Genomic DNA, 22,982 nt, shown 5'->3' with positions numbered 1-22,982 from the left:
GCCGCGAGCAATACCGTCTCGTGTCGGTGCAGATCTTCGAACTGAGCATCAGCCGGGGTGCCGGCTCAAAGCTCTACGGTGTGCAGGTGGTGAATTCGCCGGCCGGTGAGGCGTCGGCGGAGTTCACCCTGGACGTCGATGCGCTGCTGGCCCAGCGTGGCCCGATCCAGACCGCGCTGCTGGCCTCCTCGGCGAACGTGCGAGGCCGCATCTCCCGGCTGGAGCAGCCAGTTCGGGACCTGGGGGCGGCTCTCTTCGAGGCGCTCTTCGCCACCCCCGCCGTAGCCGGCCGCTATCAGGCCAGCCTCGCCATCGCCCACAACGGCGGCGAACCTCTGCGGGTGATCCTGCGGATCGATCCGGCCGAGCTGGCGGCACTGCCGTGGGAGGCGATGTACGACGCCGGTGCCGGCGGCTATGTCTGCCATCGGGAACCGCTGGTCCGCCGCGTACCAGTCGCCGCCACCCTGAATCCCCTGCAGGTCACCGCCCCGCTGCGCATCATGGGGATCGTCTCGGCGCCGCGTGGGCTACCGCCTCTCGACGCGGAACGTGAACGCGAGCAACTGGCCACGGCGTTGCGCCGCCCGATCAGCTCGGGCGCGGTCGAGCTGGTCTGGGCGCCCGACGCCACCTGGGAGACTCTGCAGGAGATGCTGCTCACCGAGCAGTGGCACATCATCCATTTCATCGGGCATGGCGACTTCGACGCCCATGACAGTGCGGGTGTGCTGGCGCTGACCGGCGACGGCGGCCGGGTCAACCGCGTCACCGCCGGCCGCTTCGCCGACCTGCTCGGCCAGGCCGAGCCGATGCCTCGCGTGGTCGTGCTCAACTCGTGCTCATCCGCGACGTCCGGTGCCGACGACTTGTTCTCGGGCACTGCAGCGGCACTCGCACGAGGCGGCATCCGTGCGGTGGCGGCCATGCAGTTCTCCGTCACCGATCGCGCCGCCGTCGCGTTCTCTCGCGCCTTCTACACTGCGCTCGCCGCCGGCCGCGGGGTCGACCAGGCGGTGCTCAGCGGCCGGATCGGCGTTCTCGGCACAGGCGGATCCACCCTGGAGTGGCTGACCCCCGTCCTCTATCTTCGTGGCGACGACGCTCATCTCTTCACCGTGCTCCCGCCCACGCAAACGGCAACGAATGAGGAGTCGGTCGACCGGGATCCGTCGCACTCGGCCGCTTCGGCCGCTTCGGCCGCTTCGGCACCGAGCGCGGGCACGTGGCGAGAGCTGAGGAGGTTCTCCGGCGCGGCGGCCGGTTGGTGGGGGAGCAACTTCACGATCGGTTCCGGGCAGGTGGTGTTCAGTCCGGATGGGAGCATCCTCGCAACGGGGAGTACGGATCGAGTAGTGCGCCTGTGGGATCCCACTACCGGCCAAGAGCTCGCCGCGCTGTCGGGTCACACCAAGCCCGTGCGATCGCTGGCGTTCAGCCCCGGGGGTGAGCTGCTCGCCAGTGGCAGCGCCGACAAGACCATCCGGCTGTGGAACCCCACCTCCGGCCAAGCCGTTCGAACTCCCCTGATCGGCCACACCGACTGGGTGCAGTCGGTGGCGTTCAGCCCGGACGGTGCAGTGCTGGCCAGCGGTAGCGCCGATCAGACCGTCCGGCTGTGGGACCCCGCGACCGGCCAACCTGTCGGAGAACCCATCAAGGGCCACCGCAACTGGGTGCGGACAGTGGCGTTCGGTGTGGACAACGAGATACTGGCCAGTGCCGGCAACGACGGCACCATCCGATTGTGGAACATCAGCACCGGCGAACTCATCGGCGAACCCCTCACCGGACACACCAGGATGGTGCGCGCACTGGCGTTCAGCCCCGACGGCGCAGTCCTCGCCAGCAGCAGCGCCGACAAGACAATAAGGCTCTGGGATCCGCACACCGGCCAACCCGTTGGAGAGCCGCTCTCCGGTAACGCCGGAGAACTGTGGTCGGTGACATTCAGCCCCGATGGGCGACTGCTCGCCAGCGGCGGCAACGACGGCTCCGTACAGCTATGGAATGTCAGCACGGGTCGACCTGCTGGTGAGCCCTTGACCGGTCACCTTTACCTGGTCGGTTCGCTGGCGTTCAGTCCCGACGGACGCCTTCTCGCCAGCAGCAGCCCGGACCGCATCATTCGCATCTGGGGCCCGGCATAGTAGCCAGCAGGCGCCACCACACCCACCCCGCCCACCCAGGGGGCTGGCCAAAAAATACACCTCGGTGAGGCGCCGCCGGCGGTTATCCACAATTCGCGGTTGTCCACAGGGGGCGGAGCGCGGGTTCAGGAAAGCTGCTCCAATGCCCGCATGACGCCCACAGCACCGTCCTCCTCCGCCAGTGCACGAGACAACTCCTCGCCCCGTCGGCGATACCTGGAGTTCTGCACCGCCTCGCCGATCGCCGTGGCCAGACGCTCGGCGGTCAAGCGGCGGAACGGGATCGCCCCCGGTGCGACACCCAGGGAAACGAGGCGCTCGGCCCAGAACGGCTGGTCGACCATCAGCGGGACGGGCACGGCCGGGATGCCGGCGCGCAGGCCGGCCGCCGTCGTGCCGGCGCCGGCGTGATGGACGACCGCGGCCATGCGGGGGAACAGCCACTCGTGCGGCACCTCCGACACCGTCAGGATGTCGTCGCCCTCGGCGTGCAGGCCGGCCCAGCCCTCACTGACCACCGCGCGCACCCCGGCCCGGCGGACGGCGTCCACCACCAGCTCGTTCAGGCCGCCGGCGGGCATGCTGCCGAAACCGATGTAGACCGGAGGCGGACCGGACGACAGGAAGGCGGCCAGGTCGGTCGGCGGCGTGTAGCCGGGCGTGGGGGCCGGCCACCAGTAGCCGACCGTCGAGCAGGAGGCCGGCCAGTCCGCGGGCTGTGGCACCACCTGCGGGCTGTAGCCGTAGCAGATCGGCCAGCCCTCCAGGTGCCGCAGCCACTTGTGGTGGCTGATCGGTGGCAGGCCCAGCTCGGCCCGCAGCGCGCGGACGGCGGTGCGGTAGGGCAGCTGTCCCAGTTCCAGCACGGCCGTGGCCGCCGCCCGGTTTCCCCACGGGCCCAGCGAGCGGGTGGTGACCGTGGACGGTGGGAACTCACGGGTCGGGGTCATGGGCTGCAGGTAGACGCCGATGCTGGGCAAGCCGAGGCCCTCGGCCACATGGCCGCCGATCCAGCCGGCCGGGGTCAGCAGCAGCACGTCGGCGCCGCGTGCGGCCTCGGCCATCGCGCGGCCCAGGGGCAAGGCTTGCGCGGCCACCGAGCGGTTCACGGCGACGATCCCGCCGCGGCCGGCGGCGGCGCTCAACTCCTCGCGGGTGTCGAGCGGCAGGGGTGCGTAGCGCAGGCCCGGCTCGACCACCATCTTTTCGAACAGCGTGTGGGTGGCGATCGTGACCTCGTGGCCGGCCTGCTCGAGCCGCATGCCCAGCCCCACGTACGGCACGACATCGCCACGGCTGCCCACAGCCAGGATCGTGATGCGCATGGCTCAGGCCCGCGCCATCTGCCGGGCACCGATGGCCAGCATGACCAGGGCCGGCAGGTAGAACAACCCGATCGAGGCCGCGCCGATGAGCACGAACCCGGTCAGCAGGCCGATGCACCCCCACACCACGATCCGCTGCGGACCGAGCAGCACCGGCAGCGCGCTCAGCACCACCGGCACGGCCAGCACGAGCCCGACGCCCGCACCCTCGGCCGGGATCAGGCTGATCAGCAGGACCACGCTCACGGCGAGCGAGTAGATCGCCGCCCCACCGAACCAGAACCGTCCCGGCGCCCCCGCCACGCTGTCCGCTCGCATGCCTCCATTGACGCACATGCTCTCTGTCAGATCGCTGAGCCCCGGCGAGAGCTACCCCGCCGCGGCGGCCTGGTCCCAGCCGGCCAGGACGACCATGAGGGCGAACACCTGGACGTGCGGGGGCAGCCCGGGCAGGTCGGCCTCGGCGTCGTCGCGGTGCAGGGCGCTCCGGCGGATGCCACCCGCGGGACGACCGTCGACGATCAGCTGCTCGTCGAGCCGCCAGAGGGACGCTCGCTGGAAGTCATAGGTGCGGCCTTCCGACGAGATCGACCAGTTCTTGCGGCCGACCCGGCCGGCCGCCGCGACCTCGGCCCCGGTGAGCTGGTCGACCAGCTCGTAGCGGGTGGCCGGCGCGTTGGAGCGTACGGAGTAGGTGCGTCCGTCGAGGTCGAACTCCCCGCCTGGGCTCCAGGTCCTGGAGTTCCACTCGATGGGTGGGCGCTCGTCGAGGGTGAGCTCGTAGTCGTTCTTCCAGCGGCCCGTCCTGACCGCCTTGAGCGCGGTCATGCCGCGGCCGCCAGGATCAGGACGAGGGCCTGGGCGAGCAGGTTGTTGGTGACATGAACGACCACGCCGGGCCAGACCGAGCCGCTGCGGCGGCGCAGTTCGGCCGCGATCAGGCCGACGACCAGGGCGGTCACGAACACGCCGTTGAGGCCGTGCATCAGGGCGAAGATCACCGCGCTGCCGATGACGCCGACGAGCGCGCCGTAGCGCAGCAGGGCGGTCGTGACGACGCCGCGGAACAGGAACTCCTCGCCGATCGGGGTCAGCACGGCCAGGAACAGCAGCGACAGGATGACGGTGACGATGCCGCCGGTGGCCGCGTCCGCGTACGGCTGCTGGATGTTCTCCTCGGGGCCGAAGACGAGCAGGTAGAGCACGGCACCGACGCGGGACAGGATGACCGCCGCCACCCCGCCCGCGAGTCCGATCAGGAGCCAGCGGCCGGTCGTGCGGCGTACCCCGAAGGCGGGCAGCGACCGGACCCGGATGCTCCAGGCGGCGAAGAAAGCGGCCAGCCCGGCCAGCCCGGAGAGTGCGGCCAGGAACAGGCCCTCGGCGACTGGGCTGCCCCATCCGTCGAGGATGGTCGGCAGGCCGTAGCCGAGCAGGGCCATGACCACCACGCCGACGACGATCTCCGGCCAGCCGGGTCGATGAGTCGTCGTGGTCCGGGTGTCGAGAAGCATCGGACGAACCTCCGCATCGCTTTGTCCTATGTCAAAGCGACTCCTGCCCCGGGTTGTCCTAGGTCAAACAGCGGGGGAGGAAGAACGAGTACGGATGTCGTCGAGGACGGCGCCCACCATCTTGATCGATCCCTCGTCGAGCTCGTTGCCGAACAGCACCACCTCGGTGTCCGGCCCGGCGACCGCCCCGAGCGCGGGCTCCTCGCTCGGCACGACGAGCATCGCCAGGTCGGGCCGGGGTTCCGCGGTGTCGTAGGCGACGACGACCACCTCGGCCCGCCCTGCCGCGGCGAGCCAGTCCCGCACCTGCTCGGCCTGGTGCGCGGTCGAGTAGCGGACGCCGGCCCGGGCCCCGGCGGGCAGCTCGGCGACCTTCATCAGCGTGCGGATGTGCGGCGCCACCACGACCGCCACCGTCTCGATCTCGCGGCCCGCCGTCTGCGCCCAGCGCCGCACCTCGGCCAGGTGGAAAAACGTCGTGATCACCAGTTCGGCGTCGGTGGTGCCGGTGTCGAGCTCGGTGAGCAGGCTCGGGCGGACGTCGGCGCGCAGCCGGTCGGACAGCTCCTTGGCGAAGGCGGACGCCCGCTCCTCGTTGCACTCGGCGAAGACCGCCCGCACGTCCGATCCGGCCCGCTGCGCGATCGCGTACGCGGTGTCGCGCACCTCTTCGGCCGTCATCCCGCCGCGCACCGCTTCGAGCACCGCCTCGCGCAGATCGGCCCGCGGCCGCGGCAGCTGGAGCGCGATCGCCGTCCCCGACGCGCCCCTCGTCTCGATCAGACGGGCTTCCCGCAGCATCGCGTACGCCTTGGCGACCGTGTTCCGGTTGACGCCCAGGTTGTCGGCCAGCTGCCGCACCGGCGGAAGACGGTCGCCGGGGCGCAGACCGCCGCCCTCGACCAGATAACGCACCTGCTCGACGATCTGCCGGTAGACCGGCGTGGCCGACGCCGAGTCAACGGTCAGCTCGCTCATCCGCCAACCCTACGGCGCAGACGGCCGGCGGCGATCACGGCGATCACCATCAAGAGCGTTCCCATCCCGTACGCGGAACCGACCGCGACGGCCAGATCACCCGCCACGGCCGAGCGGGCGGCCGGTGTCAGCTCGATCATCGCGGCCACTCCCCCGCCATCGGTCGGGACGTCGAGCGCCGCGCCCAGCACGGCGGCCACCACGGCGACGCCGATCGCGGCCGCCAGCTGCTGGGTCAGGGCCATGAGCGTGGTGCCGGCCGGGAGCTGTTCCGGGGTCAGGTCGCGCAGGGCCACGGTCATCGTCGGCATCAGGGTGGCGCCCGAGCCGATGCCCAGCAGCACCGAGGCCGCGACGATCACGCCGTACGGGGAATCGGTCGTCGTCGCCAGCAGCAGGGCCGCGGTCGAGACCAGGCCCAGGGTCACGCCGGCGCGGATGACGCGGCGGGGCGCGACGCGGTCGACCAGGCGGGTGGCTATCTGGACGGTGACGCCCACCGCGACGGCCTGCGGGATGCCCAGCGTTCCGGCGAGGGCGGCCGGGTCGCCGCGGACACCCTGGACGAACAGCGGCAGCACGGTGATCGCGCCGAAGTACGCCGCTCCGAACGCGGCCAGCACGATCAGGCCGGTCGCCAGCACCCGGTCGTGCAGCAGCCGCAAATCGACGAGCGGCGGCGCGGCCGCCTGCCCGGCCACAACCGACCGCCCGACGTCACCCGACCGCCCGACGTCAGCCGACCGCCCGACATCTCCCGACCGCCCGACGTCAGCCGCCCGCCCGGCGTCAGCCGCCCGCCCGACGTCAGCCGCCCGCCCGACGTCAGCCGCCTGCCCGACGTCAGCCGACCGCACACCAGAGGCGATCCGCAGCGTGCGGACCACGAAACCGGCCACCAGCAGCAGGCCCGCCACCAGGACGGCGCCGCCGGTCGCGCTGGGCAGCAGCGTGGAGCCGAGCACGATCGCGGTGCCACCGGTGGGGAGCAGGGTCAGACCGGGCCAGTCGATACGGCGTACGGGGGAATCGGAAGTTTGATCTTGAGGTAGGTGACGGGCGCAGAGGGCGATCGCGAGCAGGCCGAGGGGCAGGTTGATCAGGAAGATCCAGCGCCAGGAGGCGGTGTCGACGAGCCAGCCGGACAGGGGCGGGCCCAGCACCGGGCCGATGATCAGCGGGAGTCCGAGCATGGCCATCAGGCGGCCGCGGCGCTCGCGCGGGACGGCGCGCATGCCGATCGTCTGGGCGAGCGGGAGGAGCAGGCCGCCGCCCAGTCCCTGCAGGGCGCGGAGGACGGCCAGGGTCGCCGCGTCGCCGGCCAGCCCGGCCGCCACCGAGAAGACGGTGAAGACGGCGAGTGCGCCGAGATAGACCCGGCGGGCGCCGAACCGCTCGGCCGACCAGCCGGCCAGCGGGATCACCGCGACGATGCCGAGCAGGTAGGCCGTGGTCACCCACTGGACGGCGGCGAGCGTGGTGTGCAGGCCGGCGACCATGGCGGGCACGGCGACCACGGTGACCGTCGTGTCGACCACCACCATCAGGCCGCCGACGGCAAGGACCGCGCCGAGGCGGCGTTCGGGAGTCACTGCGCGTACGGGCGGTCGCGGCGGGCGGCCCGCAGCGTGTCGGACCACCAGTCGAGCTCGCCCAGGGCCATGTCGAAGGCCTTGGCCACCGGTTCGGGCGCGATGTATCCACTCGGGCCGAGGTCGTACCAGGGGGCGTGCAGGCCGACCACGCGCCGGGTGGTGACCATGTGGAGCTCGGCGAGGACCCCGCGCAGGTGTTCGGTGGCGAGCAGGCCGCCCTGGACCCCGTACGACAACACCGTGGCCGGCTTGAACATCCACTCGCGGTAGTGCCAGTCGATCGCCCGCTTCAGGCCGGCCGGGTAGGAGTGGTTGTACTCGGGCGTGACGAACACGAAGCCGTCGGCCCGGTCGAGGCGCTCGGCGATGACGGTCTCGCCGCTGCCGCCGGGTTGCAGCAACTCGTCGTCGGGCAGCGGGCATTCGGCCAGGTCGACGAGGTCGTGCGTGGCGAACCGGTCGGTGACCCGGGCGCCGGCCCAGTCGGCCAGCACCCGGCCCATCCGCTCCCCGTGGAGGCTGGCGGCCAGGACGACGATGTGCGATGGCGAAGTCATGCGCCCTAGGCTGAGCGTTCAACATATGTTTAAGTCAAGCAATGGCAACCACGATGTTCACGCTTTCGGTCGGTGATGTGGCGGCGGCGAGCGGGGTCGCGTCGTCGGCGGTCCGGTTCTACGAGCAGCACGGCGTCATCACGGCCGTCCGCACGGCGGGTGACCAGCGCCGCTTCGACGAGGGCGCCGCGTGCCGCATCCGGGTGGCCAAGGTCGCGCAGCGGGTCGGCCTGACCGTCCGGGAGATCGCCGAGATCTTCGCCGGCCTGCCGGACGACCCGCAGCCCGCGGACTGGGGCCAGGTGGCCGACACGTTGATCGCCGAGGCCGAGTCCCGGACGGCGGCCCTCAAGTCCTATCTGAACGACATGCAGTCCGCGGGCCGGCTGTGCGAGATCGACCTCTGAGCGATCAGTCGCGGAGGTTGGTCGGGTCCAGAGTCGTGTCCGCGTGGCGGACGTTGCGGTTGTAGAGCCAGGTGGCCAGCCACAGCACGATGCCGATGACGATCAGGATGCCGGCGATCTTGTAGTCGGCGGCGGCGCGGCCGGACAGCGGGCTGGCCAGGTAGGCGCAGGCCACCGCGCCGATCACCGGGATCGCGGTGGGGGCCTTGAAGTGCTTGTGCTCGACCGGGTCGCGGCGCAGCACCAGGACGGCGATGTTGACCACGGTGAAGACGCACAGGAGCAGCAGCGACGTGGTGCCGCCGAGCGCCGTCAGGTCGGCGAACCAGATCAGGCCGAAGGCGATCACTGTGGTGAAGACGATGCCGACCCACGGCGTACGGCGGCCGGGGTGGACCTTGCCCAGGACCTTGGGAAGCACGCGCTCGTTGGCCATGCCGTAGAGCAGCCGCGACGCCATCAGCATGTTGATCAGGGCCGAGTTGGCCACGGCGAACATGGTGATGAAGGCGAAGATCCACAGCGGGAAGGCCGAGGCGCCGGCCTGCACCACCTTGAGCAGCGGCGCGTCGCCCTCGCCGAGTTCCTCCGGCGAGACGAGGGCGACCGACGAGATCGAGACCAGCACGTAGATCACGCCGGTGATGCAGAGGCCGGTCAGCATCACCTTGGGGAAGATGCGGACCGGGTCCTTGGTCTCCTCGGCCATGTTGACCGAGTCTTCGAAGCCGACCATCGCGAAGAACGCCAGCGCGGTGGCCGCGGTGACCGAGAAGAACGCGTTCTCACCCTCGGCCGCCTGGAAGTCGGTGAGCCGCGACAGGTCGCCGTTGCCGCCGCCCAACGCCCACGCGCCGATGCAGATGACGATCAGCAGGCCGGTCAGCTCGACGCAGGTGAGCAGCACGTTGAGCTTCACGCTCTCGCCCACGCCGCGGAAGTTGATCAGGCCGACCAGCAGCATGAAGCCGAGGGCGATGGCGGTCAGCGCGAACCCGTCGGCCAGCGACAGGTCGAAGGCCTCGACGAAGTTGGACGCGAACGCCTTGGACGCGCTGGACGCACTGGTGAGCCCGGAGCACATCACGGCGAACGCGATGATGAACGTCAGGAAGTGGATCCCGAACGCCTTGTGCGTGTAGAGCGCCGCGCCGGCCGCCCGCGGATATTTGGTGACCAGCTCGAGATAGCTGAACGCGGTCAGCAGCGCGACCAGGAAAGCGATGAGAAAGGGCAGCCAGACGGCCCCACCCACCTCGTTGGCGACCCGGCCGGTGAGCGCATAGACGCCGGTGCCGAGGATGTCGCCGACCACGAAGAGCAGCAGCAGGCCGGGGCCCATGACCCGCTTGAGTTCGGGTTCGCGTTGAGTTTCCTTCACCACCGCGTCGTCCGCCATAGCCTTGAGGCTGGTACACAATTCGAGATCTGTCGAGTCAGAGGTATCGACGCGTCGCGATCACCCGCTAACGTCTGGTAATGAGAATCGTCGTAGCCGCCAAGCCCGATGCCGATCAGCCGTGGCTCGCCGATGCGGTGATCGGCCTCGCGAAACAGACCGGCGCCGCGGTCTCGGTCGTGGCCGCCGACTCGGTCGAGCTCGAGCGGCTGGCTCCCGCTCCCCGCAGTGTGTTCAGCGATTCCGCGTACGCCGCGGCCACCTCGATCGCGCGCCGGCTGGCCGAGGCCGGGGTCGAGGCGACCGTCGCGGTGCTGCCGGGCCGGCCGGTTCCGGCCATCCTCGACTTCGCCAAGCAGCACCACGCCGACCTCATCGTGGCCGGTTCGAGCACCCGGCCCAAGGTGGCCGAGCGGCTGCTCGGAAGCGTGCCGCTCGACCTGATCAAACAGTCACCGAAGCCGGTGCTGGTGATCACCCATCCGGGTCACCCCGCCTGAACGCAGCTCACCCCGTCGGGCCCCTCGCCGATCCTGGTGGGTTCGTCGCCGGTGTCGTTGCCCTCGAACAGGTCGCACAGCGAGATGCCGTCGTCCGCCCTCACCCCGGCGAGGGTCAGCCGGTCGCCCAGGTTGACGTTGATGCCGGCCAGGGTGCCGCCCGGTGCCGTCGCGGTGACGTTCTCGATCCGTACGGTGCGGGCGGCCTGGGTCGAGCAGTTGCCGCACGAGCGGTAGAGCTTGCCGAAGTCGCTGACCTCGAAGTCGCGGATGGTCACCGATCCGCCGGCGCCGCGGTTGTCCTGGAACACCTTGTCCGACGCGGAGGTGGCACTGCCACCCTCGATCACCACGGTCGCGTTGGTGCCGCGGAAGGTCGCCGCGTCCTCGCCGACGTCCTCCCAGTGCACGCCACTCAGGGTGCAGCTGCCGGCGCAGTGCACGCCGTCGGCGGCCGGGCTGCCCAGGATGACGTTGCGCAGGGTCGCTCCGGGAGCCAGGTCGAACAGCGGGTCCTGACCCTCGTCCTGGCCGCCGTCGCCCAGGTCGCCCCCGCCGATGAAACGCTGGTTGCCGCCGTCGAACACGCCGCTGACCTGGATGGTCTCGGTCACGACCTGCTCTCCGGCGGCCGGTGGGACCGCCGCGTCGGCGAAGTTCGCAAAGATCACCGCCGCTGCCGTTGCCGTGAGCGCGACCGCCCCGGCCAGTATTCGTCCTCTCATGACGTGCCTTCCACTATCAAGCCCCCACAGCCGACAGTTGTCGGCGAGAGGTACGGGCCGGCCCGCGAAAGCGTTCACGCAATGCGCCCGCAATATTCACGGAACGTGCCGGGCGTCTACTGCGGAAATGACAGTCGTGGAGATACCCGCCGAGGTGCGGGAGGGCTCGTACGGTGCCCGGGTCACCGCGGTCGAGCCCGGCGGCGCCGGATTCATCCCCCTCGACGAACGGCACGGCCGGCCGCTCAACCTGTTCTGGACGTGGATGTCGCCGAACCTCGAGTTCGCGACCATCTTCGTCGGCGTCATCTCGGTGCTCTACTTCGGCCAGACGTTCGGGCAGGCCGTCGCGGCGATCGTGGTCGGCACCGGCCTCGGCGCGCTGACGCACGGCGTGTTGTCGGCGCGGGGGCCCTCCACGGGCGTACCGCAAATGGTGTTGTCCCGGATCGGCTTCGGCTATCGCGGCAACATCCTCCCGGCCGGGTTGAACGCGGTCGTGGCCGGAATCGGCTGGTTCGCCGTGAACAGCGTGAGCGGCGCCCTCGCCCTGGCCACCCTGACCGATCTGCCCAACGTGCTGTGCCTGGTCATCGTGGTGGTGGCGCAGGTGGCGATCGCGTTCTTCGGCCACAACCTGGTGCAGGCGTTCGAGCGGTACGCGTTTCCCGTGCTCGCCGTCATCTTCCTGATCACCGCGATCATCACGCTGTCCAAGGCCACGCCGGGCACGGTCAGCGCGCAGACCGGTGGGGTCGGCGGCTTCCTGCTCACGGTCGGCGCGTCGTTCGGCTACGCGGCGGGCTGGAACCCGTACGCCACCGACTACACCCGCTATCTGCCCGCGACCACCTCGAAGAAGGCGACCGGACTGTGGGCCGGCCTGGGCATCTTCGTCTCCTGCGTGTTCCTCGAGGTGGTCGGTGCCGCGTCGGCGACGATCGCCACGCCCGGCATCGAGAACCCGACCGAGGCGTTCACCAGCCACCTGCCGTCCCTGATGGCCGACCTGACCCTGCTGGCCATCACGCTCGGCGCGATCAGCGCGAACGCGATCAACATCTATTCGGGCTCGATGTCGTTCCTGGCCCTGGGCATCAACGTGCCGTCCGGGCTGCGCCGGGCCATCGTGTCGGGCGCGTTCGGCGTGCTCGGTTTCCTGCTCGCCTGGTCGGGCCTGAAGGACGCCGGGCACAAGTACGAGAGCTTCCTGCTGATCATCGCCTACTGGATCGGCCCGTGGCTGGCCGTCTACCTGACCGACTGGTTCCTGCGCCGCGGCGAGCAGGTCGATTCCTACCTGTACGACAAGTCGCACAACCCGTGGTCGGGCGCGGTCGCGATGGCCGCCGGCATGGTCGTCTCGATCTGGCTGTTCTCCAACCAGAGCGAATATGTCGGCCCGGCGCCGTCGGCCTGGCCCGCACTGGGCGACATCACGTTCGAGGTCGGCTTCGTCGTGGCGGCCCTGCTTTACCTGCTGTTCTTCTCATTGCAGAGGGGCCGCGACCGCTCCGCGCAGTAGGACTGGCACACGTAAGTCGCACCATTCCCCGGAAAGCGTTGCGATGCTCGGTGGAGCGTCCAACGTCCCGGGGGTCCGTTTGAAAGAGATCTATGGCCCGAAGCAGGTCCATCAACCAGGGATGCCTCCGATCCCCGTTCAGCCACCACCTCCACCGCCACCGGAGTCCGACCCCAGGCCGCCACGGGTTGCCGGTTTGCGTGAGATCTCCGGCATCGTGGCGCCGCCTTGGGCCGGGTCACGTGAGTTCGATGAGGTCCTGCCATCGAAGGCAGACTCCCCGCTGGCTTCATTGTTCAAAGAACTGGCGACTCACCGCGAACGCGAGGTCCGGCCAGCGCCTGATCCCGTCCCGCGGTGGGAATCCGTGCAGGAGCTCTCGGCCGAGGCGGAGCGGTTCGCGCAGCGATTGCCGACCGTCGAGGCCCAGATCGAGTCGATCGGCGGCCTCATCGAGCGGGTCCGCGAGCTGCCCCTGGTCGAGAACCCGGACCGGGTGTTCGAGAAGCAGACCGAACTGCTCCGCACCGATGTCGACGCTTGTCTCGGCGACATCGCCGGCGTCTGTCGCGACCTCGGCGCCCGGGACCTCCGCGAGGACGACGATGCGAGCCGGTTCATCGCCCGGCTCGACCGCGCCATCGGAGAGCTCGAACGACGGGGCGCACCGGAGATCAGCGTGCTCCCGGCCCCGGACGGCAGCGTTGACGGGCGACCGGGGCGCCGGCCCGTCGAAGAGCTCACCGTCCGGCGGAGCCGCGGCGTGACGTACGGGGTCGGCAACACCGTGCACGTGGTGCACGACTGTGCCGTCGAACGCCCGGTCGTCGAGATCGCGGAACTGCTCCGCTACAACCCGAGCACGAATGAGGAGACGTGGAATCAGCCGCTTGATCCCGTACGGGCGGCCGGTGCCGAAGACATGCGAACAACCATCACGCACTCGAGCGGAGTGGTCGTCGGCGTCGGAAATCACCAGCGCAACGTCTTCCAGCATCGGATCGGTTCGTGCTCGGTCACCCTGGGCCCCCTGGCCTCGGCGCCGAGGGTGCAGCACGCCATTCACCTGTGCCACGAGTCCGGTGGCACGCCCGAGACCATGCGTGCCCTGCGCCGTGCGGTGCGGCAGGCCGTGGATGCCACCGACGTCAGCGCGCTGGTCCCGGACAGACTGGTCGCCGGGCTGGCGGCTGCACAACAGGACACTCCTGAGCTGCGCGGGCGGGGTCCGGCATTGACCATTCGACACGGGGCCGGCGTGTGCGTCGGATGGGACTCGGTCATCACCAGCGAGACACGGACGCGGGTCGGCAAGCCGCGGGTCAAGTGACGGAGGAGAAATTGTCCGAACTCGATGTCATTGTCGCGGCGCTGGCCGCGGGTGCGGCCGCCGGTGCCTCCAACACGGCGACCGCCGCCGTCACGGACGCTTACAACACGTTGAAGAGCCTGGTGGCGAAGCGGTTGGGAAGTCGTGCCGAAAAACCGATCCTGTCTGCCCACGAGTTGGAGCAGGCGCTCGAGGAGTCCGGCGCGCTCGCTGACCCCGAGATCGTCCGCCAGGCTCACGCTCTCCTCAAAGCGACCCGGCGGCCGCCCGCCCAGGTCACGATCATCGATAGTCAGGGTGTGCATACCGGCGACGGGGATCAGACGAACTACTTCAGCTGACGTCCGGGTCAGCCGGCCAGGGCCGCGGTGATCTGGCGCGTCGTCGCGGCGGCCACGCGTGGGCTGACGGCGGCGTAGGAGCAGTACGCGTTGAGCCCGCCGGCCAGGTTCCAGCCCCGGCCGCGCGCCCACGTGGCGTCGTCGACGCCGAGGCGGTCGCGGAAGATGGTCCGGTTGGCCGCGGACATCAGGGTGAACGGCATCATCAGGTCGCGCGCCGGGTCGCCCGCGCCCAGGCCGCCGAAGTCGATGACCGCGGTCACCCGGCCGCCCGCAGTGAGCAGGTTGCCGCTGTGGAAGTCGCCGTGGAAGCACACCGGCGGGCGGTCCCACGCGGGCGCGGCCAGAGCCGCCTCCCACACCTCGGTCAGCGCGCCGGCATCGAAGACGCCGGCCACCTGGGTGATGGCTTCCCGGACGGCCGCGTCGCGATCGCCCAGCGGGCGCCCCGAACCGAGCGACCCGGTCGGCCGCGACTGCAACGCCAGCAGAAAATCGGCCAGCGCCACGGCGACCGCGGGCGAGTCGTCGTCGACCGTCGCGACCGAGCCCTCGAGCCAGCGCGAGACCGACCAGTGCCACGGATAGCCGAGATCGGGTTCGCCGACCGCGACCGGCGACGGGATGGCCAGGGGCAGGTGCGGGGCCAGCCGCGGCAACCACTCGAACTCGAGTTTCGCCTGGTCGACCGCTCCGGCGTGGCGTGGCAGGCGTACGGAGAAATCGTCACCCAGGCGGTGGATCACGTGGTCGGAGCCGGCCGGGTCGACCAGCGTCAACGGACGGTCGGTCCACTGCGGGAACTGCCGGTCGACCAGCGTCCGCACCAGCGATGTCGTGATCTCCACCCGGCCATCACAGCCGAACTGGCCGCCCCTGTCGACCGAGTTGGGCCGTCGCCCTGACGGCTGAATGTCGCCGTCGCCCCTCGACGCGGGACATCCGCAGCCTGGAACCTGATCCGCATGCGAAGCCCGCGCGTCGTCGCCTCCGTCCTCGCGCTCGCCCTCACCGGCGGCTGCGGGATCCTCGCCTCGGCGTCGCCCCCGGCCCGCACCCCGGCCGCCCGCAGTGGCCTCGGACCAGCAGAAGATCACATTCCGTTTCCCTGTACGCTCCTCAGCCGCGCCGAGGTCACCCAGCTGACCGGCCGCGAGGTGACCGGGGTCGACGAGGATCCGGCGTACTGCCAGTGGAACCAGGCCGACGGCCAGCTCGCCGTGTTCCTGACCCGCACCACGCGCGCCGATTTCGAGGTCGTCACCACCGACGCACGCGAGATCTCCGGGCTGGGCGAGGACGCGTACTGGAACGACAATCACCTCTACGTGCTCGCCGGCACAACCCAGATCGACGTCTATTCCCACGGCGACGACGAGGACACCAATCTCGAGGTGTCCAAGCAGGTCGCGACCGTGTTGCTCACCCGCGTCTGACCGCCGGCGGCATAGCTGTCCGTCAGTAGAGAGTCGTGAGGGGACAGTTCACCGCGGAAAGTGAATCCACGTCATGTTCGTGGGTTCGCAGTCTTCCCGACTCAATAGTTGAAAGCAACACCAAACCGGGAAATTGACCGGTCGGCCGGTCCGAGAAGACCGATCGCGGTCGATGCGAGTGAATCGTCCGATCACTTATCCATAACAGCGGATGCGCACATGGTGACGGAAGTGTTTAGGTGGATCTCGTTCGGATATCGAACTACGTCATGACAGCTGCGCAGCAGGGTGAGGGGAACGACCCGGTGGTCAACGCGGTGATTTACGTCCGCCCGGAGAACTACAGTGCCAGCGCCGCCCGGTGCCTGGACTACTGCTCCGCCCGCCGTTACAACGTCGTCGGTGTGATCCCCGGCGACTGGGAAGCGGCGATGCGCATGCTCGGCGAGGGGTCGGCCTCCGTGGTCGTCGTGTCCTCGGTCGAGCAGATCGAGCCCCGGCCCGGCGTCGAGGTCGCGCCGAAGCCGTCGTCGCGCCGCAAGGCGGGTTCCAACTCGGCACGGAACCGCTGGTCGGGCACGCCGACGCCGAAGACCGAGCCGGCCGCGGCGCGCCACTACCGCTACTAGAATCGCCGGGATGAGCGAACCTCTCGGCGAACTCCATCCCGGATTCAGCTCCCCCGGCGCCACGGCGCGTCCGTGGTCCGATGTGGACGACACGCTGACCAGCGCAAAGATCTTCTGGCTGTCCACCGTCCGCACCGACGGACGCCCCCATGTCACGCCTCTGCCCGCCGTCTGGACGGCGGGCAGTCTGCATTTCTGCACCGGGCCGGCCGAGCAGAAGGCCGTCAATCTGCGCGCCAACCCCAACGTGGTGCTCACGACCGGCACCGACAAGCAGGACGAGGGCCTCGACGTGATGGTCGAGGGCAAGGCGGTGAAGGTGACCGGCGCCGCCCTGCTGACGGAGCTCGCGCGGCTCTGGAAAGAGCGCCTGAACTGGGACTACGAGGTGGTCGAAGGCGGCTTCCGGCAGGACGAGGAGCACACCGCGTACGTCTTCGGGGTCGCCCCGGCCAAGGTGCTCGCGTTCGGCAAGGGCGAGCCGTACAGCCAGACGCGCTTCCGGCTGGGCTGAGCGGCCTGATAACGTACAACCAAATGGTTGTAGATGCCGATCGCGTGTTCCAGGCGCTCGCCGATGCGACCCGACGCGACATCCTCGCCCGGGTCCTGCACGAGGGCCAGTCGGTCTCGGCGCTGGCGCGGCTCTATCCGATGAGCTTCGCCGCCGTGCAGAAACACGTGGCCGTGCTGGCGTCGGCCGGGCTCGTCACCAAGGAACGTCGCGGCCGTGAGCAGGTCGTGCACGGTGACGTCGCGGCGCTGCGGCGGGCGGGTGGCGTGCTGACCGAGCTCGAGGGGCTCTGGCGGCACCGGGTCCGCGGCATCGACGACATCATCCGAGGAGACAGCGATGCCAGTGCTGGACGTGCACCGTGACGAGGAAGCGCTGACCGTGGCGCTCACCGCCGAGTTCGAGGCACCGCCCGTACGGGTGTGGCAGGTCTTCGCCGACCCACGACAGCTGGAACGATGGTGGGGGCCACCGGACTGGCCGGCCACCTTCGACGAGCACGACTTCCGGGTGGGCGGCCGGGCGACCTATTACATGACCGGCCCCGACGGCACCCGCGCCCACGGCTGGTGGCAGTTCACCGCGATCGACGAGCCGCGCAGCCTCGAGTTCGACGACGGTTTCGCCGACCAGCAGGGCACTCCCGTGCCGGAGCCGCAACCGACCCACGCCGTGGTCACGTTCGCGGCCGACGGCGACCGCACCCGGATGACGGTCAGGTCGGCGTTCACCAGCCTCGATGCCCTCCACCAGCAGGCCCGCATGGGCATGGAGGACGGTCTGCGCCTGGCGGCCGGCCAGATCGACGCCATTCTGAAGGAGCAGCCGTGAGAGAACTCGTTGTCGTCGAGTCGGTCAGCCTCGATGGGGTGCTGCAGTCCCCCGCCTCACCGACCGAAGATCCGAGCCGGAGTTTCCCGTACGGGGGATGGCTCGCGCCCTTCTCCGACGAGGAGGTCGGCGCGTTCCTGGCCGGGTTCATGAGCAAGCCGTTCGACCTGTTGCTCGGGCGCGGGACGTACGACATCCTCGCCGCCTACTGGCCCACCGCGCCCGAAGAGGCCGGGTCGAAGCCGCTGAACGAGGCCACCAAGTATGTCGCCTCCCGCGGCACGCCCGACCTGCCGTGGCAGCGATCCGTGCTGCTCGACGGCGACGTGCCGGCGCAGGTGGCCGCGCTCAAGCAGACCGACGGTCCCGAGCTGCAGGTCCACGGCAGCCCCGACCTGGTCGGCACGCTCTGGCAGGCGGGCCTGATCGACCGGCTGCACCTGGTCATCACCCCGGTCGTGCTCGGGACGGGCAAGCGGCTGTTCCGCGAGCCGGGCACATTGCGACTGGTCTCCAGCGGCACCACGAGCAAGGGCGTCACGCTGGCCACCTACGAGCCGGCCGGCCCGGTCGTCACGGGGTCGATGCTCTGAAGTCGATCTCTTCCTCCTTGCCGTGCCAGACCACGGTGCTGCGGGACGGCTCGGTCGCGGCAACGATGTGGCCCTCCCGCAGCACCAGGTGCCGGGGTCGCTGCAGGCGCAGTGCCTCGGCCGGGGACCGGGCATCGAAGACGACCAGGCTGGCCGGCGCTCCGAGGTGCAGCCCGTAGCCGGCCACGCCGAGGGCGGCGGCGGGCGCGACTGTGATCATGTCGAGGAGCGTGCGCAGTTCGTCGTCGCCGCTCATGTGGCCCAGGTGCGCGAGCACGAACGCGGCCTGCAGCGGGTCACCGAAGCCGAGCGGATACCAGGGGTCCATCACCGAGTCGTGGCCGATGGCGACGTTCACGCCGGCCGCGAGCAGTTCCTTGACGCGGGTGTGACCGCGGCGCACCGGCCCGGTGTCGAAGCGGCCCTGCAACACGGCGTTGTCGAGCGGGTTGGTCACCATGTGCAGGCCGGCGCGGGCGATGTTCGCGATCAACCTGCCCGCGTACGCGGAATTGTAGGAATGCATGGCCGTGGTGTGACTGGCCGTGACCCGGCCGGACATGCCGCGCCGGATCGTCTCGGCCACCATGGTCTCGACGAACCGGGAGTGCTCGTCGTCGGTCTCGTCGCAGTGGATGTCGACGCGCAGCCCGTGCTCCTCGGCCAGCGCCATGGCGAACCGCACCGACTCGACGCCGTCCTCGCGGGTCAGCTCGTAGTGCGGGATCGCCCCCACCACGTCGGCGCCCACCTCGATCGCGCGGCGCATCAGCTCCCGCCCGTCCGGATAGCCGAGGATGCCCTGCTGCGGGAACGCGACCAGCTGCAGATCGATCAGCCCGCGTACCTCCTCGCGCAGCTCGGCCAGCGCGCGCAACGCCCGCAGCGACGGGTCGCAGACGTCGACGTGACTGCGGACGTGCTGCACCCCGCAGGCCAGCTGCCAGCGCAGCACCTGACGGGCGCGATTCTTGACGTCGTCGACGGTCAGCGACTCGACCCGTTCGGCCCAGATCGCGATGCCCTCGAACAGCGAGCCCGACACGTTGGGCCGCGGCTGCCCGACGGTGAGCACCGCGTCCAGGTGGATGTGCGGTTCGACCAGCGGCGGCGTGACCAGCCGGCCACCCAGGTCGCGGGTTTCGCGGGCCTCCGCCGGCGCGACGAACACTCCCCCGTCGATCCCGAGGTCGCCGGCCGACGTGTTGGTGAGCAGCAGATCGATCACTCGGCGGTGCCCTTCCGGAACGCGGCCAGGGTCCGGCGCAGATGGACACCGAGCAGATCCGCCCGTACGTGCAACTCGTCGCGCCCTTTCAGCGGAAGGCCCGGCAGGCGCATCCGGCGTTGCAGCTCGAGATCCTCGGCGAGCACCCGCTCCTCGAACTCGACCTCGGCCCGCACCACGTCGGGCGACGGGTCAGGGACGCCGCCGATGCCGTGCAGCAGCATCTTCGTGTAGAGGCGGGTGCTGGTCAGCGACTCCGGCTGGCTGAAGAACAGGATCGTCTTGACCGCGCCCGCGTCGAGCTCCTCCAGGCGCAGCATCAGCTGGAACGGCGCGCGGTAGACGTAGGTGGCGCGGCGTCGCTGCCGTACGGGACGAACGCCCTGAGCCACACCCGGATCTCCCGGATTGTCGAACCACTGCTCCTGAATGCTGCGACAGCCCCACAGCTCGGTGACCACCTCGTAGCGGTCGACCAGCTTGGCCTCCTCGGCCCCGAACGTGCCCGCGTGCACGAACGGGAAATGCGCCACGTCGAGAAAGTTGTCCGCCGCGACGCCGGCCGCGGCCGGGGTGCGTACGGGAGGAAGCCAGGCTCCGGTGTAGGGGTCGTCATCGGGATCGTCGAACAGATCGGTGAGCGGCTCCTCCGGGGCGAGCCAGAGCAGACCCCAGCGTTCCCTGGTTCTTTCCCGAGCGACCTCGAACTCGCGGCCCACCAGCATGGCGGTCGTCGGTGGGTCGTCGGCGAGTCCGATCGGGTGCCAGGCGTGCAGCAACGACGGGTCCTCGTTGGTGAACAGGTCGTCCGGGTCGGGGGCGGGCAGATCCTCGGCGGCGATCTCGACCACGCCGTCTTGGACGCGGACGCGCGGTCCTTTGTCCAGCGCGGCCCGGGGCGGCGGCCTGCCCTCCTGAGAGGGCAGCGTTTTGCACGCGCCGGTCGAGTCGAACTCCCAGCCGTGGTACGCGCAGCGCAGCCGGCCGCCCTCAGGTGTCGCCGCCGAAAGCGGAACCAGCCGATGCGGGCACCGGTCGGCGAACACCACCGGGTCGGCGCCGGGCTCGGGCCGCCACACGACCAGGGGAATGCCGTCCGCCGTGACCGCCAGCGGACGAGTCCCGACGTCCGGCTCGGCGGCGATCGCCAACCACTGCATGTGGGTCAGTCTGCGCCTTCGGTGTTACGGGCACCTTAATCTGTCGGCATGACCTTCTCGATCGTGGCGCGATCCGCCGACGGCAAGGCCCTCGGAGTGGCCGTGGCCAGCAAGTTCCTGGGCGTGGGGGCGGCCGTGCCGGCCGGGCTGGCCGACGTCGGCGCGGTCGCCACCCAGTCGTACGCGAACCTGGCCTACCGTCCGCAGGCGCTCGCCCTGCTCGGCACCGGCTCCTCGGCGACCGCCACGGTGGCGGCCCTCCTCGCGGGCGACGAGGGCCCGGTCGAGCAGCGCCAGGTCGGCGTGGTCGGAGTGTCCGGCCCGGGCGCCTCGTTCACCGGCGACCAGTGCCACGACTGGGCCGGTGGGGTGTCCGGCGACGGCTACGCGATCCAGGGCAACATGCTGGCCGGCCCGGCGGTCGTCGGCGACATGGAGAAGGCGTGGCTGAACGGCACCGAACCGCGCCTGGCCTACCGTCTGCTGGCCGCGCTGACCGCCGGCGACCGGGCCGGCGGCGACCGGCGAGGACGGCAGAGCGCGGCCCTGTACGTCGTGGCGAAGGGCCTGGGCTACGGCGGCACCAGCGACGTGTGGGTCGACCTGCGCGTCGACGACCACGCGGACCCGGTCGGAGAGCTGGCCCGGCTGCTCGAGATGCACAGCCTGTACTTCGAGTTCCCCGACCCGGCGACGCTGCTGCCCCTGACCGGCGCCCTGGCCGACGAGGTGGCGTCGCGGTTGGCCGCACTCGGCCACGTCGGACCGTCCCTCGCCGAGACGCTGGCGTCGTGGGCGGGCATCGAGAACCTGGAGATGCGCATCGTCGACGGCCACATCGATCCGCTGGTGCTGCGGCAGTTGCGGGCGGCATGACCCACATCCAGGTCCGGGCCGACCCCGGCTCGTCCGTTCGGGCCGCGTTCGACCGGCTCGGCGGCGTGGTCGAGATGCCCGCCGACCGGAGGTTCATCGTCATCACGGTGCCGGTCCGGGCCGGTTTTCCCGCCGTCGAGGCCGCCGTGGGTTCGTGGGCCGCCGACCACGACAGCGGCTGGGAGTACGGAAACGTCTACGACGACGGCGGCGGCGTGCTGCCCTGGCTCAGAACGGCCTGAGCAGCCGCTTTCGTCCCCCGCAAGGATTCCACAAGCATGGTGTGCCAGCCTTCCGGTCAGCGACACATTCACATGCATGGAGGTCTTGATGGGACGTGTCACGTCCGCTGTCCGCGCCACCGCAGTATCCGCGGCGGTTGCCGCGACCGCCATTTTCGGCGGTTCCACCCCGGCACAGGCTGCCTATCCGACGGATTCGGTTCTGGTCTCCTACGGTTCGAGCAACTTCACCGGGACGGCGACCTTCTACAACCAGAGTGTCGGCGTGAGCGGCACCCTCAAGGTGGCCGCTGGAGCGTGCATGCGGGTCAAGGCGTACGCCAAAATCGCCGGAACCAGCACGGAGTTCCCGGAGGTCTCCTCGAGCTTGAAATGCGGCGGCTCGACCACCTACAAGAATTACCCGGTCAGCCTGACCGCGACGGCGCCGGTACGCGGTGGCGCCGATCTGACCTACGTCTCGCTTTTCGACGTGAACGACCACTTTCTCACTCTCGACGGCGCATGGAAGCCGTGACGCGGTGACGACGGGTGCCGCCCTCGACCCATAACCGAGGGCGGCACCGGAAGCGACTTGAGCCCGGCCGCGCGCAGGATCTCCTCTATCGGCACGATGACAAGCGGCACGGGCATAGGATCTTGGGATGCTGGGCGTCCACTACGCCGTCACGGCGGATCAGGAACACGCGCTGCTCGCCGCGGACGGCGACGACGACGCGGTGGGTGAGCTCATCGAGGATCTCGAGGAGTCGTGGTCGGACGACACGCTGAAGGTCGACACCGACAAGGCGTGGGACGCCATCCACCGCAGCCTGGGCGACGGCTCCCTCGACCCGGACGGGGCCGGCTACCCGCTGTCGCACGCTGTGCTCGGTGGACGGCACCTCAACGAGGAGTACTACGTCGTCTACGTCAGCGCGGCCGAGACCAGAGAGGTCGCCACGGCGCTCAGCAATGTCGACCGTGACTTTCTGCGTCGCCGCTTCGACGCCATCGACGACCCCGGCTATGCGGGCGCCCGCGACGATGCCGACTTCGAGTACACCTGGGACAACCTGCTCGATGTCCGGGCCTTCTACGAGCGGGCGGCGGCCGCCGGACGAGCCGTGATCTTCACCGCGATGTAG

Annotated in this window: 28 protein-coding genes; 16 read left to right on the top strand and 12 right to left on the bottom strand. The window is 70.1% G+C overall.

What is annotated here, in order from left to right:
* Window positions 1–26: 26 nt before the first annotated feature.
* Entirely contained in the window at window positions 27–2,150 is a 2,124-nt protein-coding gene (locus KOI35_RS13715; protein ID WP_215787270.1) for a CHAT domain-containing WD40 repeat protein, read from the top strand.
* Between the two features lie 125 nt (window positions 2,151–2,275).
* Here KOI35_RS13715 and KOI35_RS13710 read toward each other — a convergent pair whose 3' ends face one another.
* From KOI35_RS13710 to KOI35_RS13680, 7 genes are all read right to left on the bottom strand, one after another.
* Complete coding sequence (locus KOI35_RS13710; protein WP_215787268.1) at window positions 2,276–3,475, bottom strand: glycosyltransferase; 1,200 nt, start codon at window positions 3,473–3,475, stop codon at window positions 2,276–2,278.
* A gap of 3 nt (window positions 3,476–3,478) precedes the next feature.
* Entirely contained in the window at window positions 3,479–3,793 is a 315-nt protein-coding gene (locus KOI35_RS13705) for a hypothetical protein (RefSeq protein WP_215787265.1), read from the bottom strand.
* Window positions 3,794–3,844: 51 nt separating this feature from the next.
* Window positions 3,845–4,303 carry a hypothetical protein gene (locus tag KOI35_RS13700; protein WP_215787263.1) on the bottom strand — a complete coding sequence of 153 codons (459 nt, stop codon included), beginning with the start codon at window positions 4,301–4,303 and terminating at the stop codon, window positions 3,845–3,847.
* Window positions 4,300–4,989 (bottom strand): CPBP family intramembrane glutamic endopeptidase, encoded by a 690-nt coding sequence (locus KOI35_RS13695; protein WP_215787262.1) that lies wholly within the window; start codon window positions 4,987–4,989, stop codon window positions 4,300–4,302. Before KOI35_RS13695 ends, KOI35_RS13700 begins: the two co-directional genes overlap by 4 nt.
* Before the next feature lie 63 nt (window positions 4,990–5,052).
* Window positions 5,053–5,967 (bottom strand): GntR family transcriptional regulator, encoded by a 915-nt coding sequence (locus KOI35_RS13690; protein WP_215787260.1) that lies wholly within the window; start codon window positions 5,965–5,967, stop codon window positions 5,053–5,055.
* Complete coding sequence (locus KOI35_RS13685) at window positions 5,964–7,559, bottom strand: MFS transporter (protein WP_215787258.1); 1,596 nt, start codon at window positions 7,557–7,559, stop codon at window positions 5,964–5,966. The genes KOI35_RS13690 and KOI35_RS13685 overlap by 4 nt, the downstream gene beginning before the upstream one ends.
* The gene (locus KOI35_RS13680; RefSeq protein WP_215787256.1) at window positions 7,556–8,119 is read right to left on the bottom strand and encodes an NADPH-dependent FMN reductase; all 564 of its coding nucleotides are present in this window, start codon (window positions 8,117–8,119) and stop codon (window positions 7,556–7,558) included. Before KOI35_RS13680 ends, KOI35_RS13685 begins: the two co-directional genes overlap by 4 nt.
* Window positions 8,120–8,160: 41 nt before the next feature.
* On the opposite strand from KOI35_RS13680, the gene KOI35_RS13675 reads away from it, so the two are divergent.
* Entirely contained in the window at window positions 8,161–8,526 is a 366-nt protein-coding gene (locus KOI35_RS13675; RefSeq protein ID WP_246613046.1) for a MerR family DNA-binding transcriptional regulator, read from the top strand.
* A gap of 4 nt (window positions 8,527–8,530) precedes the next feature.
* On the opposite strand, the gene KOI35_RS13670 is transcribed toward KOI35_RS13675, so the two are convergent.
* On the bottom strand, window positions 8,531–9,925 hold the full coding sequence (locus KOI35_RS13670; RefSeq protein WP_215787255.1) for an APC family permease: 1,395 nt from the start codon (window positions 9,923–9,925) through the stop codon (window positions 8,531–8,533).
* An 80-nt stretch (window positions 9,926–10,005) separates the two neighbouring features.
* Here KOI35_RS13670 and KOI35_RS13665 point away from each other — a divergent pair, with 80 nt between their 5' ends.
* Window positions 10,006–10,425: a universal stress protein gene (locus KOI35_RS13665; RefSeq protein WP_215787253.1), complete on the top strand. Its 420-nt coding sequence runs from the start codon at window positions 10,006–10,008 to the stop codon at window positions 10,423–10,425.
* Here the strand turns inward: KOI35_RS13665 and KOI35_RS13660 are convergent.
* Complete coding sequence (locus KOI35_RS13660; RefSeq protein WP_215787251.1) at window positions 10,413–11,150, bottom strand: pectate lyase; 738 nt, start codon at window positions 11,148–11,150, stop codon at window positions 10,413–10,415. The genes KOI35_RS13665 and KOI35_RS13660 overlap by 13 nt on opposite strands.
* 127 nt (window positions 11,151–11,277) lie before the next feature.
* Here KOI35_RS13660 and KOI35_RS13655 point away from each other — a divergent pair, with 127 nt between their 5' ends.
* From KOI35_RS13655 to KOI35_RS13645, 3 genes are all read left to right on the top strand, one after another.
* A complete protein-coding gene (locus tag KOI35_RS13655) occupies window positions 11,278–12,675 on the top strand; it encodes a purine-cytosine permease family protein (protein ID WP_215787249.1) in 1,398 nt (465 codons plus the stop codon).
* 367 nt (window positions 12,676–13,042) lie between these two features.
* Window positions 13,043–14,005, top strand: coding sequence for a hypothetical protein (locus KOI35_RS13650; protein ID WP_215787247.1), 963 nt, complete (start codon window positions 13,043–13,045; stop codon window positions 14,003–14,005).
* A gap of 11 nt (window positions 14,006–14,016) precedes the next feature.
* A complete protein-coding gene (locus tag KOI35_RS13645) occupies window positions 14,017–14,346 on the top strand; it encodes a hypothetical protein (protein WP_215787245.1) in 330 nt (109 codons plus the stop codon).
* Window positions 14,347–14,354: 8 nt separating this feature from the next.
* Here KOI35_RS13645 and KOI35_RS13640 read toward each other — a convergent pair whose 3' ends face one another.
* Window positions 14,355–15,194: an aminoglycoside phosphotransferase family protein gene (locus KOI35_RS13640; RefSeq protein WP_215787243.1), complete on the bottom strand. Its 840-nt coding sequence runs from the start codon at window positions 15,192–15,194 to the stop codon at window positions 14,355–14,357.
* Between the two features lie 117 nt (window positions 15,195–15,311).
* Between KOI35_RS13640 and KOI35_RS13635 the strand changes: the two genes are divergently transcribed.
* From KOI35_RS13635 to KOI35_RS13610, 6 genes are all read left to right on the top strand, one after another.
* Window positions 15,312–15,782, top strand: a complete 471-nt coding sequence (locus KOI35_RS13635) for a DUF3558 domain-containing protein (RefSeq protein WP_215787241.1) — start codon at window positions 15,312–15,314, stop codon at window positions 15,780–15,782.
* 269 nt (window positions 15,783–16,051) lie between these two features.
* The gene (locus KOI35_RS13630; protein ID WP_215787239.1) at window positions 16,052–16,411 is read left to right on the top strand and encodes a hypothetical protein; all 360 of its coding nucleotides are present in this window, start codon (window positions 16,052–16,054) and stop codon (window positions 16,409–16,411) included.
* 10 nt (window positions 16,412–16,421) lie between these two features.
* Window positions 16,422–16,925, top strand: a complete 504-nt coding sequence (locus KOI35_RS13625) for a pyridoxamine 5'-phosphate oxidase family protein (RefSeq protein ID WP_215787237.1) — start codon at window positions 16,422–16,424, stop codon at window positions 16,923–16,925.
* A gap of 23 nt (window positions 16,926–16,948) precedes the next feature.
* Window positions 16,949–17,290 (top strand): ArsR/SmtB family transcription factor, encoded by a 342-nt coding sequence (locus KOI35_RS13620; RefSeq protein WP_215787236.1) that lies wholly within the window; start codon window positions 16,949–16,951, stop codon window positions 17,288–17,290.
* A complete protein-coding gene (locus KOI35_RS13615) occupies window positions 17,265–17,756 on the top strand; it encodes an SRPBCC family protein (RefSeq protein ID WP_215787234.1) in 492 nt (163 codons plus the stop codon). Before KOI35_RS13620 ends, KOI35_RS13615 begins: the two co-directional genes overlap by 26 nt.
* Window positions 17,753–18,349 (top strand): dihydrofolate reductase family protein, encoded by a 597-nt coding sequence (locus tag KOI35_RS13610; protein WP_215787232.1) that lies wholly within the window; start codon window positions 17,753–17,755, stop codon window positions 18,347–18,349. Before KOI35_RS13615 ends, KOI35_RS13610 begins: the two co-directional genes overlap by 4 nt.
* Here the strand turns inward: KOI35_RS13610 and codA are convergent.
* Complete coding sequence (gene codA / locus KOI35_RS13605) at window positions 18,330–19,577, bottom strand: cytosine deaminase (RefSeq protein WP_215787230.1); 1,248 nt, start codon at window positions 19,575–19,577, stop codon at window positions 18,330–18,332. The genes KOI35_RS13610 and codA overlap by 20 nt on opposite strands.
* Window positions 19,574–20,737: a Rieske 2Fe-2S domain-containing protein gene (locus KOI35_RS13600; RefSeq protein ID WP_215787229.1), complete on the bottom strand. Its 1,164-nt coding sequence runs from the start codon at window positions 20,735–20,737 to the stop codon at window positions 19,574–19,576. The genes codA and KOI35_RS13600 overlap by 4 nt, the downstream gene beginning before the upstream one ends.
* 48 nt (window positions 20,738–20,785) lie before the next feature.
* Between KOI35_RS13600 and KOI35_RS13595 the strand changes: the two genes are divergently transcribed.
* The 4 genes from KOI35_RS13595 (at window position 20,786) to KOI35_RS13580 (ending at window position 22,982) form a co-directional block, all read left to right on the top strand.
* Window positions 20,786–21,613 (top strand): DUF1028 domain-containing protein, encoded by an 828-nt coding sequence (locus KOI35_RS13595; protein ID WP_215787226.1) that lies wholly within the window; start codon window positions 20,786–20,788, stop codon window positions 21,611–21,613.
* Window positions 21,610–21,855, top strand: a complete 246-nt coding sequence (locus KOI35_RS13590) for a hypothetical protein (RefSeq protein ID WP_215787224.1) — start codon at window positions 21,610–21,612, stop codon at window positions 21,853–21,855. The genes KOI35_RS13595 and KOI35_RS13590 overlap by 4 nt, the downstream gene beginning before the upstream one ends.
* Before the next feature lie 76 nt (window positions 21,856–21,931).
* A complete protein-coding gene (locus KOI35_RS13585) occupies window positions 21,932–22,372 on the top strand; it encodes a hypothetical protein (RefSeq protein ID WP_215787223.1) in 441 nt (146 codons plus the stop codon).
* A gap of 127 nt (window positions 22,373–22,499) precedes the next feature.
* Window positions 22,500–22,982, top strand: a complete 483-nt coding sequence (locus tag KOI35_RS13580) for a YfbM family protein (protein WP_215787221.1) — start codon at window positions 22,500–22,502, stop codon at window positions 22,980–22,982.

Source organism: Paractinoplanes bogorensis, from assembly GCF_018829635.1.
Classification (GTDB): Bacteria; Actinomycetota; Actinomycetes; order Mycobacteriales; family Micromonosporaceae; genus Actinoplanes; species Actinoplanes bogorensis.
Note: the sequence above shows the minus strand (reverse complement) of the source record. Positions and strands in the feature narration are given on the sequence as shown.

Coding starts and splice junctions, on each gene's coding strand:
- KOI35_RS13710 (WP_215787268.1), bottom strand. CDS start 3,475: ATGCGCATCACGATCCTGGCTGTGGGCAGCCGTGGCGATGTCGTGCCG.
- KOI35_RS13705 (WP_215787265.1), bottom strand. CDS start 3,793: ATGCGAGCGGACAGCGTGGCGGGGGCGCCGGGACGGTTCTGGTTCGGT.
- KOI35_RS13700 (WP_215787263.1), bottom strand. CDS start 4,303: ATGACCGCGCTCAAGGCGGTCAGGACGGGCCGCTGGAAGAACGACTAC.
- KOI35_RS13695 (WP_215787262.1), bottom strand. CDS start 4,989: ATGCTTCTCGACACCCGGACCACGACGACTCATCGACCCGGCTGGCCG.
- KOI35_RS13690 (WP_215787260.1), bottom strand. CDS start 5,967: ATGAGCGAGCTGACCGTTGACTCGGCGTCGGCCACGCCGGTCTACCGG.
- KOI35_RS13680 (WP_215787256.1), bottom strand. CDS start 8,119: ATGACTTCGCCATCGCACATCGTCGTCCTGGCCGCCAGCCTCCACGGG.
- KOI35_RS13675 (WP_246613046.1), top strand. CDS start 8,161: ATGGCAACCACGATGTTCACGCTTTCGGTCGGTGATGTGGCGGCGGCG.
- KOI35_RS13670 (WP_215787255.1), bottom strand. CDS start 9,925: ATGGCGGACGACGCGGTGGTGAAGGAAACTCAACGCGAACCCGAACTC.
- KOI35_RS13665 (WP_215787253.1), top strand. CDS start 10,006: ATGAGAATCGTCGTAGCCGCCAAGCCCGATGCCGATCAGCCGTGGCTC.
- KOI35_RS13660 (WP_215787251.1), bottom strand. CDS start 11,150: ATGAGAGGACGAATACTGGCCGGGGCGGTCGCGCTCACGGCAACGGCA.
- KOI35_RS13655 (WP_215787249.1), top strand. CDS start 11,278: ATGACAGTCGTGGAGATACCCGCCGAGGTGCGGGAGGGCTCGTACGGT.
- KOI35_RS13635 (WP_215787241.1), top strand. CDS start 15,312: ATGCGAAGCCCGCGCGTCGTCGCCTCCGTCCTCGCGCTCGCCCTCACC.
- KOI35_RS13630 (WP_215787239.1), top strand. CDS start 16,052: ATGACAGCTGCGCAGCAGGGTGAGGGGAACGACCCGGTGGTCAACGCG.
- KOI35_RS13625 (WP_215787237.1), top strand. CDS start 16,422: ATGAGCGAACCTCTCGGCGAACTCCATCCCGGATTCAGCTCCCCCGGC.
- KOI35_RS13620 (WP_215787236.1), top strand. CDS start 16,949: ATGGTTGTAGATGCCGATCGCGTGTTCCAGGCGCTCGCCGATGCGACC.
- KOI35_RS13615 (WP_215787234.1), top strand. CDS start 17,265: ATGCCAGTGCTGGACGTGCACCGTGACGAGGAAGCGCTGACCGTGGCG.
- KOI35_RS13600 (WP_215787229.1), bottom strand. CDS start 20,737: ATGCAGTGGTTGGCGATCGCCGCCGAGCCGGACGTCGGGACTCGTCCG.
- KOI35_RS13595 (WP_215787226.1), top strand. CDS start 20,786: ATGACCTTCTCGATCGTGGCGCGATCCGCCGACGGCAAGGCCCTCGGA.
- KOI35_RS13590 (WP_215787224.1), top strand. CDS start 21,610: ATGACCCACATCCAGGTCCGGGCCGACCCCGGCTCGTCCGTTCGGGCC.
- KOI35_RS13585 (WP_215787223.1), top strand. CDS start 21,932: ATGGAGGTCTTGATGGGACGTGTCACGTCCGCTGTCCGCGCCACCGCA.
- KOI35_RS13580 (WP_215787221.1), top strand. CDS start 22,500: ATGCTGGGCGTCCACTACGCCGTCACGGCGGATCAGGAACACGCGCTG.